We start from the raw sequence: 17,264 nt of genomic DNA on the forward strand, positions 1-17,264 counted from the left end.
TGCACTTGGATGGTGTGCGGGCTTCGTGGTACAAACAAAGGTTGTGCACAGGAATTGTGCGTAAAGGTGTACAACCAATTGTATCACAGGGGGCAAGGGTGTCCGACGGTGAATTGGGGTACGAGCGGGCGAAGATCGCTGGAATGTACGAGCGTCTTGATCGTGAGCGGGAAGAGGTCGAGGGTGGGCTTGCTGCCGTTCTGCGTGACGCTGTGGGTGAGCGGTGGCCGCGTGAAGTGGCCGTCCGGGAGTTGACGGCGCGTCGTGACCGGCTCAAGGCTGCTGACCACGGGCTGTGCTTCGGGCGCATCGATCATCTCGACGGTGGTCGCACCTACATCGGGCGGGTGGGGTTGTTCGACGAGCGGTACGAGCCCCTGCTCGTCGACTGGCGGGCGCCGGTCGCGCGGCCGTTCTACACGGCGACCGGTGTGCGGAGAGAGGGGATTTCGCGGCGGCGGCACTTCCGGACGCGCGGGCGGGTGGTGGAAGGGTTCCACGACGACGAACTCGCCGGGGACGACACGGCTCTTCTTTCCGCTTTGGCGGCGCCTCGGTCGGCGACGATGCGGGACATCGTCGCCACCATCCGGGCCGAGCAGGACGAGGTCATCCGGCTCGACCACCGGGGTGTGCTGGTCGTCGAGGGTGGTCCCGGTACCGGGAAGACGGCCGTCGCCCTGCACCGGGTCGCGTACCTGCTCTACACGCGTCGCGAGCGGTTGTCGCGTCACGGGGTGTTGGTCGTCGGGCCCAACGTGCGGTTCCTGCGGCACATCGGTGACGTGCTGCCCTCGCTCGGTGAGACCGATGTCGTGTTCGCTACGCCGGGGGAGTTGTTCCCGGGGGTGCGGACGACTCTTGAGGACGTGCCCGAGGTGCGGGGGTTGAAAGGGGGTCTGGCCGCTGTCGACGTGATCTCCGAGGCGATCCGTGACCGCCGTGAACTGCCGGACGAGCCCATTCCGATTCCCTTGTCGGACGTGGTCGTGGAGTTGTCCGCCGATCTTGTCGAGGTCGCGTGGGCCCGTGTCGGCGAGGTCGAGCACAACGCGGGCCGTGAGTTGTTCCACGCGGGGTTGGTCGACGTCCTCGTCCCGCTCGCGGTGGCGGCGATCGGCGAGGACTGGCCGGAGTTGGCCGACGACGTGCGTCGGGAGTTGCGCGGTTCCGTCGAGTTGGGGGCCGCTGTGGACGCGCTGTGGCCCTTGCTCACCCCGCAGGAGTTGTTGGCGGACCTCTACGAGGGACGTTGTGTCGCGCTCGGCTATCCGGAGCTGTACCGGGCGGACGGGTGGGCCTGGACGGTGTCCGACGTGCCGTTGTTGGACGAGGCCGCCGAACAGCTCGGTGACGACGGGAGCGCCGGGCGTGCGGCGGCCCGGGAGCGGGCGCGTCGGGTCGAGTACGCGCGCGGTGTGCTGGAGGTCCTGGACACCGATCCCGCGTTGCGGCGGGACACCTTGCGCGCGGTCGACCTGGTGGACGCCGAGTGGCTGGCCGACCGGCACGAGGCGCCCGACCACCGGGTCCTGGCCGAGCGTGCCGCCGCCGACCGGGAGTGGACCTACGGCCACGTGGTGGTCGACGAGGCCCAGGAACTCTCCGAGATGGACTGGCGGGTGCTCATGCGCCGTTGCCCGAACCGGTCGATGACGGTGGTCGGGGACCTGCACCAGCGTGAAGCCGAGGCGGGTGCCCGGGACTGGGGTGCCCGGTTCGCGCCGTACGTCGACGACCGGTGGGTGCACCGCACGTTGACCGTCAACTACCGGTCGACGGCCGAGGTCATGGAGCGGGCCGGTGCGGCGTTGGCCGAGATCGACCCGCTTGCCGTTCCGCCACGTTCGGTGCGGCATGGTGCCGTGCCGTGGGAGGTGACGACCGCGGACCCGGACGCGGTGATCGCCGCCGCCCGGCCCGACAGCGGTACGTTCGCGGTGATCTCGGTGGACGGGCCGCTCACGCCCCGCGCGGCCAAGGGACTGGAGTTCGACACGGTCGTCGTCGTGGATCCGGGGCGCATGACGGCCGTCGAGCGGTATGTGGCGCTGACCCGTGCCACCCGGCAATTGGGAATCGTGCACACCGCGCCGGCGCTTGCCTAGGGTGGACCGTGGATCCCGATCAAGAGTCTGGAGAACGCCCGTGAGCACGTCCGTGTCCGACAACCCGGACCAGTCCCGCTACGAGATCACCGACGGCGGCGACCTCGTCGGCTTCGTCGACTACACCCGCGACGGCGACGAGGTGGTCCTCACACACACCGAGGTCCACGTCGAGGGCAAGGGTTTCGGTGGCACGTTGATCCGGCACGCGGTGCTCGACCTGCGTGGCCAGGGGGCGACCGTCGTGCCGGAGTGCCCGTTCGTCAAGTCGTACCTGGACAAGAACCCGGACCTCACCGGGGCAGCTTGACCACCGTGACGAAGAAGTCGTCGATCTGCCGGACGACCTCGATGAACCGGTCGAAGTCCACCGGCTTGGTCACGTAGGCGTTCGCGTGCAGGTTGTAGCTGCGCAGGATGTCCTCCTCGGCCTCGGACGTGGTCAGCACGACCACCGGGATCGAGCGCAGCGACGCGTCCGCCTTGACCTCGGCGAGCACCTCGCGGCCGTCCATCTTCGGCAGGTTGAGGTCGAGCAGGATCAGACCCGGGCGGGGGGCGTCGGCGTACCGGCCCTCCCGCCGCAGGAACTCCAGCGCCTCGACGCCGTCGCGCACCACGTGCAGCAGGTTGCGGATCTTGTGGTGCTCGAACGCCTCCTGCGTCATGAGGGCGTCGCCCGGGTCGTCCTCGACGAGCAGGACGTCGATCACGCTCAACGGGTCACTCATCCTGGACGTCCTCCACGACTGGCAAGGTGAACTCGAAGGTGGTGCCGGCTTCCCGGTCGGATGCCAACCAGATGGTGCCACCGTGGTACTCGACGATCTTGCGGCACATCGCGAGGCCGATGCCCGTGCCCGGGTAGTCGTCCTTGTGGTGCAGCCGCTGGAAGATCACGAAAACGCGCTCAGCGTACTCGGGCTCGATCCCGATCCCGTTGTCGGAGACCGTGAACGTCCAGAACTCACCCGTTCGCTGCGCGGACACCCTGACCAGCGGCGGCTCGGTGCCGTGGAATTTCAGCGCGTTGCCGATCAGGTTGCCGAACACGCCGCCGAGCAGCGAACCCTCGCCGCGCACCGACGGCAGCTCGCCCACCTCGACGACGGCACCCAGCCGCTCGATCGTCTCGGACTGGTTGTCGAGCACCTGCCGGACCAGTTCGGCGCAGTCGACCACGGTCTGCTCGCGGGTGATCCGGCCGACGCGGGAGAACGCGAGCAGGTCGTTGATCAGGACCTGCATGCGCTTGGCGCCGTCGACCGCGAACCGCAGGTACTGCTCGCCGCGCTCGTCGAGCTGACCCGAGTAGCGGCGTTCCAGCAGCTGGCAGAAGCTCGCCACCTTGCGCAGCGGCTCCTGGAGGTCGTGCGAGGCCACGTAGGCGAACTGCTCCAGTTCGGCGTTGGACCGCCGCAGCTCCTCGACGTCGCGCAGGATGCGGGTGCGCATCGTGTCGACGTCCTGGCCGAGCATGACGGTCTCGCGCGGTCCGTTCACGTCGACCTCGTGCGTGAAGTCGCCCGCCGACACTCTCCTGACCTGCGCGGCCAGGCCGGTCAGCGGGGCGATCAGGATCCGGTACAGCACGATCGCCACGCCCGCGATGATCACGACCAGCAGCGCGCCGAGCCCGATCGACAGGTACAGCACCTGGTCGGCGACCTCGTCGAGCCGGTCGCGGGACGCGTCGAACGCGGTGTTCAGGTCGCCCCGCAGCGCCGAGAGCGCGTTGCGGACCCGGTCGAACAACGCCTTGCCGCGCTCGGTGTCGTTGGCGACCAGTTGCGGCGACCCGGCGGCGTGCACCTGCACGATCAGCGGTTCCGCGAACTCCAGCCGCCACGCCGACGACAGCGCCGCGATGTCGTCCAGCCGCAGCGCCAGGTCCGGGCGCGCGGTCCGGATCGCGGCGCGGGCCGCGTCCTCGATCTGCTTCTCGGCGTCCTGGCCGTTCGAGTACGGGGTGAGGAAGTCCGGGTTGGCGGTCAGCGCGAACCCGCGCACGCCGGTCTCCTGGTCGACCAGCGTGCCTTCCAGTTCGATGACGAGCCGGCGGGTCGGCCCGATCTCGTCGAGCACCTCCACCCGGGCCTCGGTCAGGTCGGCCAGCGCCACCGCGATCGCGGTGATCGCGCTCGCGCTCACGATGATCAGGATCGTGACGGCGGCGATCAGCAGGCGGCTCGCGGGCCACCTCGTCCGGTAGTCCGTCATGCGCCCCGGTCCGAGATCAGCAGCACGGCCATGTCGTCGTCCAACTCCCCGCCGTTGAGCCGTTCCACCCGGTCGATCAACTCGTCCATGAGCGCCTCGGGGTCCCAGTCCGACCCGTGCCGGGTGATGTCGTGGATCAGGTCGATCAGCCGTTCCGAACCCAGCCGCTCGACGTCGCCGATCACCCGGCCCTCCACCAGACCGTCGGTGTAGAGCAGCAGGCTCCACCCCGGCGGCAGCGGCACGTCGAGCCCGTCCCACGAGCTGTCCGGCAGCACGCCCAGCGGCAGCCCCGCCCGGTCGCGCGGCAGTTCCACGACCCGGCCGCCGACGATCAGCATCGGCTCGGGGTGCCCGGCCAGGTAGACCCGCGCCCAGCGGCGGTCCGGCGACACGGTGAGCATGCACGCCGTGGTGAACAGGCCCGGCTGGTGGCGTTCGTGCTCCAGGATCTCGTGCAGCGTGCGCAGCACCCGCGACGGCTCCTGCCCGGCCAGCACCAGCGCCCGCCACGCGATGCGCAGGAACACGCCGATCGCGGCCTCGTCCGGGCCGTGCCCGCAGACGTCGCCGATGAGCACGTGGAGCGTCCCGTCGTCGGTGCGCACCACGTCGTAGAAGTCACCGCCGAGCAGCATCCGGCTGCCGCCGGGCCGGTAGCGGTGTGCCCAGCCCAGGTCGTCGCCGTGCATGATCGGCGACGGCAGCAGGCCGCGTTCGAGCCGGGTCTTCTCGGCGGCCAGGAGCTTCTCGTCGCGCAGTTGCCGCTGGGTCTCCTCGACCCGTTTGCGGCCGACCGCGTACCGGATGCCGCGCAGCAGGCCGCGACCGTCGACCTGGCCCTTGACCAGGTAGTCCTCGGCGCCGGCGGTGACCGCGAGGATGCCCTGCCCTTCGTCGTGCATGCCGGTCAGCACGATGATCGCCGCGGGCGCGGCCCGGTCCAGCAGCCGGGTCAGGCCGTCGAGGCCGGTGGTGTCGGGCAGGCCCAGGTCGAGCAGCACGCAGTCGACCCGGCCCACCATCCGGGCCGCCTCGCGCAGCGTGCGCGCGCGTAGCAGGTCGACGTCCGCGCCGACCTCGTCCAGGAGCGCCTCGACCAGCACGGCGTCGCCCTCGTCGTCCTCGACGAGGAGTACGGTGATGCGGTCCGCCGAGGACCGCGATCCGGAGAGCCCTGCCACGCCGGAGAACAGTAGTCGAACCCGATCAGCCCCGGTCGGTGACGGGGTGCGGCCGGCCTGCGGCGAGGATGCGCATGTGAGCTTCTCCAGGATGGTGGTGTTGACCGGCCGGCTGCCCCGGCGTGGTCGTGGCTTCTGGTACTCGGTCGCGATCGACCTGCTGTGGCCGTTCGTGGTCCTGTTCGTGCGGATGCGGATGGCCGGGCACGGGCACGTGCCCCGACGCGGGCCGGTGCTGCTGGCGTCCAACCACCTGTCGTTCGCCGATCCCGTGACGTTGACCGCGTTCACGCTCGCGTCCGGTCGGGTGCCCCGGTACCTGGCCAAGGCGAGCCTGTGGCGGGCACCGGTCGTGGGGTGGGTGATGCGGTCCGGCCGGCACATCCCGGTCGACCGCGGCACGGTGCGCGCCGGTCGCGCGGTGGACGTGGCGCGCGAGGCCCTCGACGCGGGGGAGTGCGTGATCGTCTACCCCGAGGGCACGTTCACCACCGACCCCGACGGGTGGCCGATGCGCGGCAAGAACGGCGTGGCCCGGCTGGCGCTGGCCACCCGGACGCCGGTCGTGCCGGTGGCCCAGTGGGGCACGCGGTCGCTGCTGCCGGTGGGGAGCTTCGTGCCGCGGCCGTGGCGGAAGGTGCACGTGGTGGCCGGCGCCGAGGTCGACCTGTCGGACCTCTACGACCTCGAACACACCAGACAGGTCCTCGACCTGGCGACGGAACGGATCATGGCCGCGATCACGACCCTGCTCGTGGGCGTCCGGGAACTTCCACATCCTGGGAAGCGGTGACGCGGCGCAGCCGTGTCGCTACGTTCGGGCTCCCTTCCCCAGGTCGGAGCGTGAGCGATGGGTGCACCCGGTGGTCGCCGGATCGACGAGGACTGGCTGGCCGTGGTGGTCGGCCTCGCCCTGTTCGCGCTCGCCCTGGTGGGCGCGATCAAGCCCGGCCTGGTGCCGTGATGGCCGCCCCGGAGGCGTCCACCCCGGCCGCCGAGGAATCCCGCTCGCCAGTGCTGTTCGCGGTCCTCGGCGTCCTGGCCGTGCTGGTGCTGTCCTGGGTCGCCCGGTGGTTGTCGACGGGTGTGCCCAAATGGACCAAGGGCACCGGGTTGGAGGGGATCGGCGCCGCGGTCGAGTTCCCGATCTACGCCATCGCCCTGGGCCTGCTGGGCAACGCGGTGCTCAGCGTGACGGGACTGCGTGATCGGCTCTCCGGCGGCTTCCGCACCGAGTTCTTCATCAAGACCGGCCTGGTGCTGCTGGGCGCGTCGATCAACCTGGCGGTGATCGTGCGCGCGGCCGGTCCCGCGATTGCGCAGTCGATCGTGCTGATCAGCGTGGTGTTCGGGTTCTCGTGGTGGTTGGGCGGGAAGCTCGGGCTGGACGAGAAGCTGCGCGCGCTGCTGTCGGCGGCCGTGGCGATCTGCGGCGTGAGCGCGGCGATCGCGGCGGCGGGCGCCGTGCAGGCGCGACGCGAGCAGTTGGCGTACAGCGCGAGCCTGGTGATCGTGTTCGCCCTGCCGTCGATCTTCGTGCTGCCGTTGGCCGCGACGTGGCTCGGCCTCACGCCCGAGGTGGCGGGCGCGTGGATCGGCGGCAACATCGACACCACGGCGGCCGTGACCGCGGCGGGCTCGCTCGCGGGCGAGGAGTCGCTCAAGTACGCGACGATCGTGAAGGTCACCCAGAACGCGCTGCTGGGCGTGGTAGCCGTGGCCCTGACCGCGTACTTCGCGCTGAAGGTGGAGAAGCGCTCGACCACGGTGTCGGCCGGGCGGCAGTTGTGGCAGCGCTTCCCCAAGTTCGTGCTCGGCTTCCTCGCGACGTCGATCGTCGCCACGATCTACTCCGAGCAGGTGTCGGCGGCCACGAGCAAGGCCGCCATCGGCGTCGTGAACGACCTGCGCACCTGGTTCCTCATCCTCGCCTTCGTGAGCATCGGTCTGGAATTCCGCGCGGGCGCCCTGAAACAGGCCGGGTGGCGCCCGGTCGGCGTGTTCGCCGCGGCCACGGCCGTCAACCTCGTGGCCGCGCTGGGACTTGCCCTCCTTTTGTTCTGAAACCCGCGAGTCGCGTAACGCCGCCCCGGGCGAGGACCATTCACCTCACATGGAGGCCGACACACCTCGTGCGCGCCAGTGGTCGATCCCCCTGGTGATCCTGTCCGCCGTCTTCCTCGGTGTCGCCACGTGGAACGGCATCCTCGTGGTCCACGAACCGGTCGCCTGGCGGGGTGTCGCGGCGGGGGCCTGCTTCCTCGCCGCGATCTCCCTGCTGTCCGCCGCCGTCTCGGAACGCCGCCGCTGACGACGCGACCTCACCGGTCGCGGGGACCGATCCGGACCAGCCGTCGACCGACCGGCCGTGCCCGCACGACCGGCGCGTGGGCCGGTGTCCCGACCGGGTCCGGGCGGTGGCCGGGCAGGGCGCGCGCGGGCGCCGCGACCCCGTTCTGGCGCCACAGCTCCGGCGCCAGCCTGATCATCGCGGTGGGCGCGTCGAGACCCACCATGCCGACCAGTCGGCCGCCCTTCACGAAGCCGGTCACCGTGCGGTGGTCCTTGCGGGACGCGGCGAGCGTGATCGTGTCGTCGCCGGTCGCCGGCAGCCCCGAACCCTGGATGCGCATGCCGTACTGCTCGGTCCAGAACCGCGGCACCGGCGTGAACGGGCGGGCATCCGACCGGCCCGCCAACAGGTTCTCGGCCGCCGCCCGGCCCATCTCCACCGCGTTGAGCCAGTGCTCCACGCGGCGCGGCGGGCCGGGGAAGCGCAGGTTCGGCCAGCGGGCGACGTCGCCCGCCGCCACGACGTCGGACGCGCCCACGACGTGGCACGTCGGGTCGCACAGCACGCCGTCGGACACGTCCAACCCCGAGCCGCGCAGCCACGCCGTGGCGGGCGACGCGCCGACCGCGATCACGACCACGGCCGCGAAGAACACCTGCCCGTCCGACAGGTGCACGCCGACACCGCCCCGTTGGCGCACCCAGTGCCGGATGTCCACGCCCAGCGCCAGCCGCACGCCGTGCGACCGGTGGGCGCGGGTCACGGTCTCGGCGATGTCCCGACCGACCGCGTTGCCCAGCAACATCCCCGACCGGCTCACGATCGCCACGTCCCGGCCCAGCGCCCGGACCGTCGACGCCAGCTCGCAGCCGATCAGCCCGCCGCCGACGACCACGACCAGGCCCTGCGTCGCCCCGATCGCCCGCTTGATCGCGAGCGCGTCGTCGACCGTGCGCAGCACGTGGACCCGGGGGTCGTGGCGCGGTGCGCCGGCCAGGTGCCGGGGCTCGACGCCGGTCGCCACCACCAGCCCGTCGTAGGACAGCTCCTCGCCGCCGGGCAGGCCGACGACGTGCCGGTCCGGCTCCAGGTGCGTCACGGCCGTGCCCAGCCGCCACACCGCGTCCAGTTCCCGGCCGGCCGCCAGCCGCAGGTCGCGGGCGCGCAGCTCGCCGAGGACCGCCTCCTTCGACAGCGCCGGGCGGTGGTAGGGCAGGTGGCGTTCCGCGCCGACGATCACCAGCTCGCCCCGGAAACCCAGCTCCCGCACACGTTCGCCGGCCCGCAGCCCGGCCAGTCCGCCACCCGCGACGACGATCCGCTCCTCGTTCACCGCACACGCTCCCGCAGCTCGATGGCCCGCATCGGACACGCCCGCGCGGCGGCCCGCGCCTTGGCGAACAGCTCGGGCGGCGGCCGGCGCTCGTAGCGCAGGCGTTCGTCGTCGACGAGCTGGAACAGCACCGGCGCCTCGGCCTGGCACACGCCGTACCGGTGGCACCGCTCGTTGTCCACGCTGACGTCCAGACCGGTGCCGCCCGGTCCGGGCGCGAAACCGGGCTCCGGTTCGAGCATGCCCAGCCGCACCAGCACGTGCGGCGGCAGGAACCGGGCCGCCGCCACGGTCACGGTCGGCACCAGGACGGTCAGCCCGGCCAGCCACAGCACGGCCACCGTGCCGTTCGCCGCGGCGCCGAGCCACGAGTGGACGACGGTCAGCGCCACGGCCGGGTAGGCGAGTTGGTGCAGTCGCAGCCAGCGCCGGTAGTGGATCCTCTTGCGCAGCCCGGCCGTGCACGCGATCGCGAGCATCAGCTCCAGGCCGACGATGCCCGGCGCGTGCCGGGCCTGGCCGCCGTCGGCCAGCGGCACCGCGATCCGGGCCAGGCCGAACGGGTCGACGCGCAGCAGCGTGAACGCGACCGCGTGCAGGCAGCCGAACGCCAGGGCCAGGGTCGCCAGCACCATGTGGCTGTTGCGCAGGCCGTGCCGACCGGCGATCCGGTTCGCCCAGCCCGTCGCGATCAGCACGCCCCAGGACAGGGTGGCACACGTGAACACGTAGGCGGTGCGCGCCGAGAGTTGCGCGACGTGGCGCACCCCGGCGTCGTGGTCGTCGCCGGTCGCCTGCGCGACCAGCGACGGAACCTGGGAGAGCAAGGGAATCGACCTCCGGGATGGCGGGGGAGAGCGCGCCGGGTTCAGGCCACGGTGTCGCGCGGTCGGATCAGGCGCAGCAGGCCGAGGGTGGCGGCCACGCCCACCAGGCAGAGCAGCAGGACGGCCGGGACGCCCGGCGACGTGGTCGACGCCCGGTCGCCGGGCGGGGCGGCGGCGACGGGTTCGGCCAGCCCGGCACGGGTGACCAGGCCCGTGCTCTCCAACAGGGTCATGTGCTTCATGACGATGTCGACGCCGACCTGGGCGAACCGGCGGATGGCGTCGTTGGTCGTCTCCGTGCGGACCTTGGCCACGAAGGCGAACACCTTGCCGTGCGCGGCGCGCAGCCGGTCGGCGAACGCGACGTCGAAGTCCGGCCCGGACCGGCCGCGCAGTTCGGCCATCCACGAGCGCTGGTCGGCGTTGGGCTCGGCGGGCAGGGGTACGCCGAGCAGGCCCGCCAGCGCGGTCACGCGGTCGTCGAGGAAGCGGTGGTCGGCGGCGAGTTGGCGGCCGACGTCCCTGACCCGGGGCGAGGACGCCCGGGTCTGCGCCTCCTCGCCCATGGGCATCTCCCACAGGCCCGCCTGGCGGACCTTCACCAGCAGGTCGAGGTCGGCTGCGGTGACGGGGCCGAGCGGGGTCTGCCGCACGGTGCCGGCGGGTGGGTCGTCGGCGTGCGCGGTGCCCCCGAGGAGCAGTACGAGTCCTAAAAGGATTGTCGTGAGGAGCTTCGGTGACATGGCGTCGCTCAGGAGCCGCCACCATCCTTTGCCGATGGTGTGGCGGACTCCGCCGGGGCTTTCCGGCCCTCCGGCGTGACCGCGAACCAGACCCCGTCGAGGCCCTGGCCGGACAGGTCTCCGGCCCGCCGGTCGCCGGCGTGGCGGTAGAGCGGTCGACCGGCGAGCGTGACCTGTCGGCGGCCGTCCGGGCGGGCCACCGAGCCGACAAGGGTGGGGTCGACACCGGCGGTCATGGTGTGCTCGGACACCAGGACGGGCGGCCACGTCCGCGCGCACACACCGTCGCATGTGGACTGTGGCGGGTCGGCGCTGTCGCGGTCCGACCGGTACAGGGCGAAGCCGGCCGCGTCGGCGACGAACTGCCCGACGCGGTCCGACGCGGTCGCGGCGAGCATCTGGTGCGGCTGTGCGCCCCACCGCGGCGCGGGGGCGGGGTCCGGTGCCGGCGGGGTCCGCGTGCCGCACGCGCCGACCAACGTCGTCGACACCGTCACGGCGAGCAACGCACCTGTGGTACGTCGACCTCGCATCGTCGGTCCTCTCTGCTGTGGGCGGGTACGCCGAACGGCCTAAAGAACGGGTGACTTGTCGTGGCCTGTGCGGCGGGTACCGGGAAGTACGGACACGGTGTGATGACGGTTCACCAACGACTCGGGGACAATTTTCTCGGCGCGAGGTCTCGACGCGGTGCCGTCGGGCGCGCTTGGATGCTCGGCGTGGCGCGGCACAGACGCAGCATGGACCCCCAGCGGGAACGGTCGTGGCCGGACGTGGACGTCGAGGACGAGTTGATCCGTCGGCTCTACCAGGAGTTCGGCGGCGCGCTGCTCGGGCACGCGATGCGGCTGACCGGCAACGACCGCCAGTGGGCCGAGGACATCGTGCAGGAGACGCTGGTCCGCGCGTGGCGCAACGCGGAGAAGCTCGAACGCGACCCCGTCCTGCTCCGCTCGTGGTTGTTCACCGTGGCCCGGAGGTTGGTGATCGACGACCGTCGCAAGCGGAGCGTCCGCCCGCAGGAGTCCGAGTTGACGCCGTCCGACGAGGCACCCGTGCGCGACGAGGCGGACCGGACGCTGGCCGCCATCGTGGTCGCCGAGGCGTTGAACGCGCTGACGGAGGAACATCGGGAGGCTATCCTCGAAACCTACTTGCGCGACCGGACGGTCGGGGAGGCCGCGGCGGTACTGGGCGTTCCGCCCGGCACGGTCAAGTCACGGGTGTACTACGCGCTGCGTGCCCTCCGTCGCGCGTTGCAGGATCGGGGCTGACACGGTGACATCGTCCACCGACCACGTCGACGTGGCGGCGTACGTCCTCGGCATCCTGGACGAGGACGAGGTCGACGCGTTCGAGAACCACCTCGCCCAATGTCGTCGGTGCGCGCTGGACCTGCGCGACTTCGCCGTGCTGCCGGACCTGCTCGACGAGGCCGACGCCAACGGCGTGCTGCGCGCCCACGCGGGCGAACGCCCGGACGGCCGGTCGGTGCGCGCGATGCTGGACGTGGTCTCGGCGGACCGGTCACGTCGGCGCCGGCACCTCGCGTCGGGCGTGGCCGCCGCTGCCGCCGTGCTGGTCGCGGTGACCGCCTTCGTGACCCTGACGATCGCCGGTCCGGTCGACGACCTCGCGGTGCCCACGACGGTGCCGTCGCCGTCGGGCGTGGCGAACAACCTGACCGCGGCGGGGTCACAACTCCACCGGACCGATCCCGGGACCGGTGTCGAGGGGCGCATCGCGGGCGTGCCGGAGACGTGGGGCACGTCGGTGCAGTTGGAGGTGCGTGGCGTGCGGGGCCGGACCCGCTGCGAACTCCTGGTCACCTCGACGTCGGGCGAGAGTCTCGTGATGGGCAGCTGGCTCGCGCCGGACGCGCGGTCCCCGATCACGTTCCACGCCGGCACCTTCCTGCGCTGGCACGAGATCGCCGAGTTCACCATCCGCGACGCCGCCGGCACCACCCTGGTCTCGCTCCCCCTCTGACCCGCGAGTCCTCCACTCGGACACCCCGCGAGTCATACGTTCGGACACCACGAGTTGTGCGTTCAGACACCACGAAATGTGCACTCGGGCACCGAGGGCAGGCGTCGCGAGCCGTGCGGTCGGGCACCACGCTCGGATGGCCACATCGGCGCCAGGAAGCGCGAGCGGTGGGGCTGCCGAGTGCGTGTCCCGGGCTGCCCAGGGCGGGACCCATCGGGCCCGGGTGTCCGCCGGCCGGTGCCCGAACGCACGACTCACGTTGTCGGAGTGCACGACTCGCGGTGCCCGAACGCACATTTCGCGGTACCTGAACGCACATTTCGCGGTGTCCGAACGTATAACTCGCGGGTCAGATGCGGCGCAGGCCCAGCAGGACGCGTTCCATCAGCGCCAACGACGGGCCGCCGTCCGGGCTGTCCTCGCCCTCGTGCACGTTGATCAACGCCAGGTCGGACATGTCCGACAACAGCACCCGCACGACACCCAACGGCAGGCTCAACCGCGCCGCCACCTCGGCGACCGAGTGCGGCAGCCGGCACAGGTCGCCGATCGCGCGGTGCTCGGCGGTCGACGTGAGCGCGTCGCGGTCGGCACGGTCGTTGGTCGTCACGATCGCCTCGATCGCCAACGCCGTCGTCGAGCGCGTGCGCCCGCCGGTCCTGGTGTAAGGGCGCACCCGGAGGGTCGACACCACCAAGCTCCTCAAGCGGTCGAAGTCGTCTTCGCGGCCGAGCGGTCAGGGTTGCTGACGAGCGTCGACCCTACGTTGATAACGAACAGATGTCGCCCGCTTCCCGCCAATTGAGACGCGGTCAACGATGTCAGGACGCTGCGCGACTCCATGATCACCCGGGGTCGACGTGGGATCACCCGATGGGCGTGGGATTCATGACCGACCCTCGGAAACGGCGGCTGGGATGGGCACATCCTCCCCGACGGCGGCGACGCGGACGCGTCCCCGACCTGAACGCCCGGAGCCGTCTCGGGGTCTTCCCCGACCGATGATCAGGGGCCTGCCGGACGCGCCGCCACCCCGCGACCGGACACCATTCGTCCCAACACGACGGGGAGCGTCGTGAGGGCGCATGGAGGACCTGGTGGCAGGCAAGAGCGAAGCGGCGGCAAGAGCCGTCGACGTGTGGAAGTCCTACGGCACGGGCGAAGCCGCGGTCACCGCCCTCGGCGGGGTGAGCGTGGAACTGGACCGCGGCCGGTTCACCGCGATCATGGGGCCGTCCGGCTCCGGCAAGTCGACGCTCATGCACTGCCTGGCCGGGTTGGACACGATCGACTCCGGTGACGTGTGGATCGGCGACACCAAGGTCAACGGCCTGCGCGACAAGGGCCTGACCGAACTGCGCCGCGACCGGGTCGGTTTCATCTTCCAGCAGTTCAACCTGCTGCCGACCCTCACCGCCGAGGAGAACATCACGCTGCCGCTCGCCATCGGCGGGCGCAAGGTCGACCGCGCGTGGTTCGACCTGGTCGTGGAGACGGTCGGTCTGCGCGACCGCCTCTCGCACCGGCCGACCCAGCTCTCCGGCGGCCAGCAGCAACGCGTGGCCTGCGCCCGCGCGCTGGTGTCCCGCCCGCAGGTCGTGTTCGCCGACGAGCCGACCGGCAACCTGGACTCGCGCTCCGGCGCCGAGGTGCTCGGCTTCCTGCGTCGCTCGTCCACCGAGTTCGACCAGACGATCGTCATGGTCACGCACGACGCGGTCGCGGCCTCTTATGCGGACCGCGTGATCTTCCTGGCCGACGGTCGCATCGTGCGCGAACTGCACCACCCCACGGCCGACGCCGTGCTGGAGACCATGAAGAACCTCGACGGCGACGAAGAACTGGTCGTGGCCTGATGTTCAAGGCGACGCTCAAGAGCCTGCTGTCGCGCAAGGTCCGCCTGCTGCTGTCCGGCCTGTCGGTCGTGCTGGGCGTGATGTTCGTGTCCGGCTCGTTCGTGCTGACCGACACGCTCGACCGCTCGTTCAAGGACCTGTTCAGCTCGGCCTACAGCGACGTCGACGTGCAGGTCTCGGTGCCGTCCAAGGTCGACGGCGACAGCCCGGACGCCGCGTTGTCCGGCACGCTCGCGCCCGCGGACCTGGCCAAGGTCCAGGCCGTGGACGGGGTCGACAAGGCGTACGGCGACGTGGTCGGCTCGGCTCGGCCGATCGGCTCCGACGGCAAGGTGCTCACCACCTCCGGCGCCCCGCGCATGGGCACGGCCTGGCGCGACGGTGGCCGTGAGGAGTTCCGCGAGGGCCACGCCCCGCGCGCCGACGACGAGGTGGCGGTCTCCGCGTACGTCGCCAAGGTCGGCGGGTACAAGGTCGGGCAGCGCATCGACGTCCTCACCCTCGAACCGCGCAGGTCGTTCACCGTCTCGGGCATCTTCGGCTACCCCGGTGGCCGCGACTCGCTCGGCGGCGAGATGATCACCGCCTTCACCACGCCCACCGCGCAGAAGTTGTTGCTGGGCAGGAAGGACGCGTACTCCGGCATCACCGCCGAGGCCAAGGCCGGTGTGGCGCAGGACGCCCTGCGCGACCGCGTGCAGTCCGCGCTCGGCGACGGCGTGCGGGTCAAGACCGGCACCCAGTTGGCCAAGGAGTCGGCCGACCAGGTCGGCGAGGGCCTGAAGTTCTTCAACTACATCCTGCTGGGCTTCGCGGGCATCGCCTTGTTCGTGGGCATCTTCATCATCCTCAACACGTTCTCCATCCTCGTCGCGCAGCGCACCCGTGAACTGGCGCTGCTGCGGGCGATGGGCGCCGGCCGGGGCCAGATGATCGGCACGGTCGTGCTCGAAGCCGTGGTCATCGGCCTGGTCGCCTCGGTGGTCGGCCTGGGTGCCGGCATCGGTGTCGGCGCGGCCCTGGCGCAGTTCTTCGCCACGTTCGGCGGCAGCAGCCTCACGCTCGCCGGCCTGTCCGTGCCGTCGAGCGCGATCATCTCCGCGTTCTCGGTCGGTCTCGTGGTGACGGTGCTCGCCGCCCTGCTGCCCGCGCTGCGCGCCTCGCGCATCCCGCCGGTCGCCGCGATGCGCGAGGCCGCCACCCCCGACCGCCCGCTGACCCGGCCCACGATCGCCGGCGCCGTGCTCGGCGCGCTGGGCGGCACCGGCCTGGTGATCGGTTTCGACCAGGGGCAGCTGACGCTGATCATGGGCGGCCTGGTCGTGTCGTTCGTCGGCGTGGCCCTGCTGACGCCGCTGATCAGCCGACCGGTCGTGTCGGTGATCGGCCGACTGCTGTCGTGGTCGGTGCCGGGTCTGCTCGGCCGCCGCAACTCGGCCCGCAACCCGCGGCGCACGGCGATCACCGCCGCCGCGCTGATGGTCGGCATCGCGCTGATCACCGGCGTGAGCGTGGTCCTCACCTCCGCCACCGCGAGCCTGACCAAGATCGCCGACACCCAGATCAAGGCGGACCTGATCATCTCGGGCGAGAACGAGAACAGCGGCGGTGGCGGGTCGTTCACGGCCGCCGACATGGACCGGGTCGCGAAGACCGAAGGCGTGCGCCAGTCGTTCGGCTGGTACGGCGACCAGGTCCTGCTCGACGGCAAGCCCCGGTTCGCCGGTGCCATGACCGACGTGCCCGCCATGCACACGATCTTCGGCATGACCGCCAAGGAGGGCACGCTCGGCGACGTGCGGGCCGGCCAGATCGGCCTCACCGAGGAGATCGCCACCGAGCAGAACCTCAAGGTCGGCTCCACCGCCAGGCTCCAGACGACCAAGGGCGAGGAGCGCACGTACACCGTGGCGTTCGTCTACGCCAAGAGCACGCTGCTCAGCGGCACGGTCGTCGTGCCGACGGCGGTCGCCGCGGAGTTCGGCCGGGACCGGATCACCGACGCGTTCGTCCGGGTCGCCGACGGCGCCGACGCCGGTGCCGTGCGCAAGCGGATCGAGCCGCTGTTCGCCGACAACCCCGAGATCTCCGTGCAGGACCTCAGCTCGTACGTGAAGCAGCAGGCGTCGCAGCTGGACACGGTCCTGGTGATGATCCAGATCCTGCTGGCCCTGGCGATCCTCATCGCGGTGCTCGGCGTGATCAACACGCTGGCGCTGTCGGTGATCGAGCGGACCCGCGAACTGGGCCTGCTGCGGGCGATCGGCATGCGGCGGGCCCAGGTGATGCGCATGATCACCGTCGAGTCGGTGGTGATCTCGGTGTTCGGCGCGCTGCTGGGCCTCGTGGTCGGCACCGGCCTCGGCTTCGCCGCGGTGCGGGCGCTCAAGGACCAGGGCGTGACGGACCTGAGCATCCCGTGGTCCCAGCTCGGCGGGTACCTGGCGCTGGCCGCGGTGGTCGGCGTGGTCGCGGCGATCCTGCCCGCGATCCGCGCCGCGCGGCTCAACGTCCTGCAGGCCATCTCCTACGAGTGAACCGGGTGGACGCCGGGGCGCTGGGGGTTCCGGCGTCCACCCACCCCGCGCGAGTCCGTCGTCGGAGCTGCCGTGGCCGCTCCGACGACGGGGTGTACGGGGACGGGCTGTCGCCGCTCGTCCGGGGTCTTCCTCGGCGGGGACCGTCGACGAAAGCCACCACGAGCCCGTCGG

17 protein-coding genes are annotated in these 17,264 nt (G+C 71.4%); 9 read left to right on the forward strand and 8 right to left on the reverse strand.

Annotated elements, in window-relative coordinates; all coding sequences use genetic code 11:
* The first annotated feature begins 98 nt into the window (after positions 1 to 98).
* Both F4559_RS10620 and F4559_RS10625 read left to right on the forward strand, forming a co-directional pair.
* Positions 99 to 2,108: a UvrD-helicase domain-containing protein gene (locus F4559_RS10620; protein ID WP_312865571.1), complete on the forward strand. Its 2,010-nt coding sequence runs from the start codon at positions 99 to 101 to the stop codon at positions 2,106 to 2,108.
* A 40-nt stretch (positions 2,109 to 2,148) separates the two neighbouring features.
* Positions 2,149 to 2,418, forward strand: coding sequence for a GNAT family N-acetyltransferase (locus tag F4559_RS10625; protein ID WP_184668028.1), 270 nt, complete (start codon positions 2,149 to 2,151; stop codon positions 2,416 to 2,418).
* Here the strand turns inward: F4559_RS10625 and F4559_RS10630 are convergent.
* Genes F4559_RS10630 through F4559_RS10640 form a run of 3 tightly spaced genes read right to left on the reverse strand, consistent with a single transcriptional unit; the run spans position 2,402 to position 5,512 of the window.
* Positions 2,402 to 2,839 carry a response regulator gene (locus tag F4559_RS10630; RefSeq protein ID WP_184668030.1) on the reverse strand — a complete coding sequence of 146 codons (438 nt, stop codon included), beginning with the start codon at positions 2,837 to 2,839 and terminating at the stop codon, positions 2,402 to 2,404. The two genes, F4559_RS10625 and F4559_RS10630, sit on opposite strands and share 17 nt — an antisense overlap.
* The gene (locus F4559_RS10635) at positions 2,832 to 4,328 is read right to left on the reverse strand and encodes a sensor histidine kinase (protein ID WP_184668032.1); all 1,497 of its coding nucleotides are present in this window, start codon (positions 4,326 to 4,328) and stop codon (positions 2,832 to 2,834) included. The genes F4559_RS10630 and F4559_RS10635 overlap by 8 nt, the downstream gene beginning before the upstream one ends.
* On the reverse strand, positions 4,325 to 5,512 hold the full coding sequence (locus tag F4559_RS10640; RefSeq protein ID WP_184668033.1) for a PP2C family protein-serine/threonine phosphatase: 1,188 nt from the start codon (positions 5,510 to 5,512) through the stop codon (positions 4,325 to 4,327). Before F4559_RS10640 ends, F4559_RS10635 begins: the two co-directional genes overlap by 4 nt.
* Before the next feature lie 91 nt (positions 5,513 to 5,603).
* Between F4559_RS10640 and F4559_RS10645 the strand changes: the two genes are divergently transcribed.
* The 3 genes from F4559_RS10645 (at position 5,604) to F4559_RS10655 (ending at position 7,823) form a co-directional block, all read left to right on the forward strand.
* On the forward strand, positions 5,604 to 6,305 hold the full coding sequence (locus tag F4559_RS10645) for a lysophospholipid acyltransferase family protein (RefSeq protein ID WP_184675648.1): 702 nt from the start codon (positions 5,604 to 5,606) through the stop codon (positions 6,303 to 6,305).
* A 170-nt stretch (positions 6,306 to 6,475) separates the two neighbouring features.
* Positions 6,476 to 7,576, forward strand: a complete 1,101-nt coding sequence (locus tag F4559_RS10650; RefSeq protein WP_184668035.1) for a YeiH family protein — start codon at positions 6,476 to 6,478, stop codon at positions 7,574 to 7,576.
* A gap of 49 nt (positions 7,577 to 7,625) precedes the next feature.
* Positions 7,626 to 7,823: a hypothetical protein gene (locus F4559_RS10655; RefSeq protein ID WP_184668037.1), complete on the forward strand. Its 198-nt coding sequence runs from the start codon at positions 7,626 to 7,628 to the stop codon at positions 7,821 to 7,823.
* 10 nt (positions 7,824 to 7,833) lie between these two features.
* Here F4559_RS10655 and F4559_RS36260 read toward each other — a convergent pair whose 3' ends face one another.
* Genes F4559_RS36260 through F4559_RS10675 form a run of 4 tightly spaced genes read right to left on the reverse strand, consistent with a single transcriptional unit; the run spans position 7,834 to position 11,241 of the window.
* Positions 7,834 to 9,138 carry an NAD(P)/FAD-dependent oxidoreductase gene (locus F4559_RS36260; protein ID WP_184668039.1) on the reverse strand — a complete coding sequence of 435 codons (1,305 nt, stop codon included), beginning with the start codon at positions 9,136 to 9,138 and terminating at the stop codon, positions 7,834 to 7,836.
* Entirely contained in the window at positions 9,135 to 9,965 is an 831-nt protein-coding gene (locus F4559_RS10665) for a ferric reductase-like transmembrane domain-containing protein (protein WP_184668040.1), read from the reverse strand. The genes F4559_RS36260 and F4559_RS10665 overlap by 4 nt, the downstream gene beginning before the upstream one ends.
* Before the next feature lie 41 nt (positions 9,966 to 10,006).
* Positions 10,007 to 10,708 carry a DUF4142 domain-containing protein gene (locus F4559_RS10670; protein WP_184668041.1) on the reverse strand — a complete coding sequence of 234 codons (702 nt, stop codon included), beginning with the start codon at positions 10,706 to 10,708 and terminating at the stop codon, positions 10,007 to 10,009.
* 8 nt (positions 10,709 to 10,716) lie between these two features.
* Positions 10,717 to 11,241: a hypothetical protein gene (locus F4559_RS10675; protein WP_184668042.1), complete on the reverse strand. Its 525-nt coding sequence runs from the start codon at positions 11,239 to 11,241 to the stop codon at positions 10,717 to 10,719.
* A 207-nt stretch (positions 11,242 to 11,448) separates the two neighbouring features.
* Between F4559_RS10675 and F4559_RS10680 the strand changes: the two genes are divergently transcribed.
* On the forward strand, positions 11,449 to 11,982 hold the full coding sequence (locus tag F4559_RS10680) for a sigma-70 family RNA polymerase sigma factor (protein ID WP_246445133.1): 534 nt from the start codon (positions 11,449 to 11,451) through the stop codon (positions 11,980 to 11,982).
* 4 nt (positions 11,983 to 11,986) lie between these two features.
* Positions 11,987 to 12,697 (forward strand): anti-sigma factor family protein, encoded by a 711-nt coding sequence (locus tag F4559_RS10685; RefSeq protein WP_184668043.1) that lies wholly within the window; start codon positions 11,987 to 11,989, stop codon positions 12,695 to 12,697.
* Positions 12,698 to 13,046: 349 nt separating this feature from the next.
* On the opposite strand, the gene F4559_RS10690 is transcribed toward F4559_RS10685, so the two are convergent.
* A complete protein-coding gene (locus tag F4559_RS10690; RefSeq protein WP_184668044.1) occupies positions 13,047 to 13,388 on the reverse strand; it encodes a DUF742 domain-containing protein in 342 nt (113 codons plus the stop codon).
* A gap of 394 nt (positions 13,389 to 13,782) precedes the next feature.
* Between F4559_RS10690 and F4559_RS10695 the strand changes: the two genes are divergently transcribed.
* On the forward strand, positions 13,783 to 14,553 hold the full coding sequence (locus F4559_RS10695; protein ID WP_184668045.1) for an ABC transporter ATP-binding protein: 771 nt from the start codon (positions 13,783 to 13,785) through the stop codon (positions 14,551 to 14,553).
* A complete protein-coding gene (locus F4559_RS10700) occupies positions 14,553 to 17,090 on the forward strand; it encodes an FtsX-like permease family protein (RefSeq protein ID WP_184668046.1) in 2,538 nt (845 codons plus the stop codon). Before F4559_RS10695 ends, F4559_RS10700 begins: the two co-directional genes overlap by 1 nt.
* The last annotated feature ends 174 nt before the right edge of the window (positions 17,091 to 17,264 follow it).

Source organism: Saccharothrix violaceirubra (assembly GCF_014203755.1).
GTDB lineage: Bacteria > Actinomycetota > Actinomycetes > Mycobacteriales > Pseudonocardiaceae > Actinosynnema > Actinosynnema violaceirubrum.

What these genes read in the sequence shown, in the direction of transcription:
- F4559_RS10630 (WP_184668030.1), bottom strand. Translation starts at nt 2,839, where the DNA reads ATGAGTGACCCGTTGAGCGTGATCGACGTCCTGCTCGTCGAGGACGAC.
- F4559_RS10635 (WP_184668032.1), bottom strand. Translation starts at nt 4,328, where the DNA reads ATGACGGACTACCGGACGAGGTGGCCCGCGAGCCGCCTGCTGATCGCC.
- F4559_RS10645 (WP_184675648.1), top strand. Translation starts at nt 5,604, where the DNA reads ATGGTGGTGTTGACCGGCCGGCTGCCCCGGCGTGGTCGTGGCTTCTGG.
- F4559_RS10650 (WP_184668035.1), top strand. Translation starts at nt 6,476, where the DNA reads ATGGCCGCCCCGGAGGCGTCCACCCCGGCCGCCGAGGAATCCCGCTCG.
- F4559_RS10655 (WP_184668037.1), top strand. Translation starts at nt 7,626, where the DNA reads ATGGAGGCCGACACACCTCGTGCGCGCCAGTGGTCGATCCCCCTGGTG.
- F4559_RS10670 (WP_184668041.1), bottom strand. Translation starts at nt 10,708, where the DNA reads ATGTCACCGAAGCTCCTCACGACAATCCTTTTAGGACTCGTACTGCTC.
- F4559_RS10675 (WP_184668042.1), bottom strand. Translation starts at nt 11,241, where the DNA reads ATGCGAGGTCGACGTACCACAGGTGCGTTGCTCGCCGTGACGGTGTCG.
- F4559_RS10680 (WP_246445133.1), top strand. Translation starts at nt 11,449, where the DNA reads ATGGACCCCCAGCGGGAACGGTCGTGGCCGGACGTGGACGTCGAGGAC.
- F4559_RS10695 (WP_184668045.1), top strand. Translation starts at nt 13,783, where the DNA reads ATGGAGGACCTGGTGGCAGGCAAGAGCGAAGCGGCGGCAAGAGCCGTC.
- F4559_RS10700 (WP_184668046.1), top strand. Translation starts at nt 14,553, where the DNA reads ATGTTCAAGGCGACGCTCAAGAGCCTGCTGTCGCGCAAGGTCCGCCTG.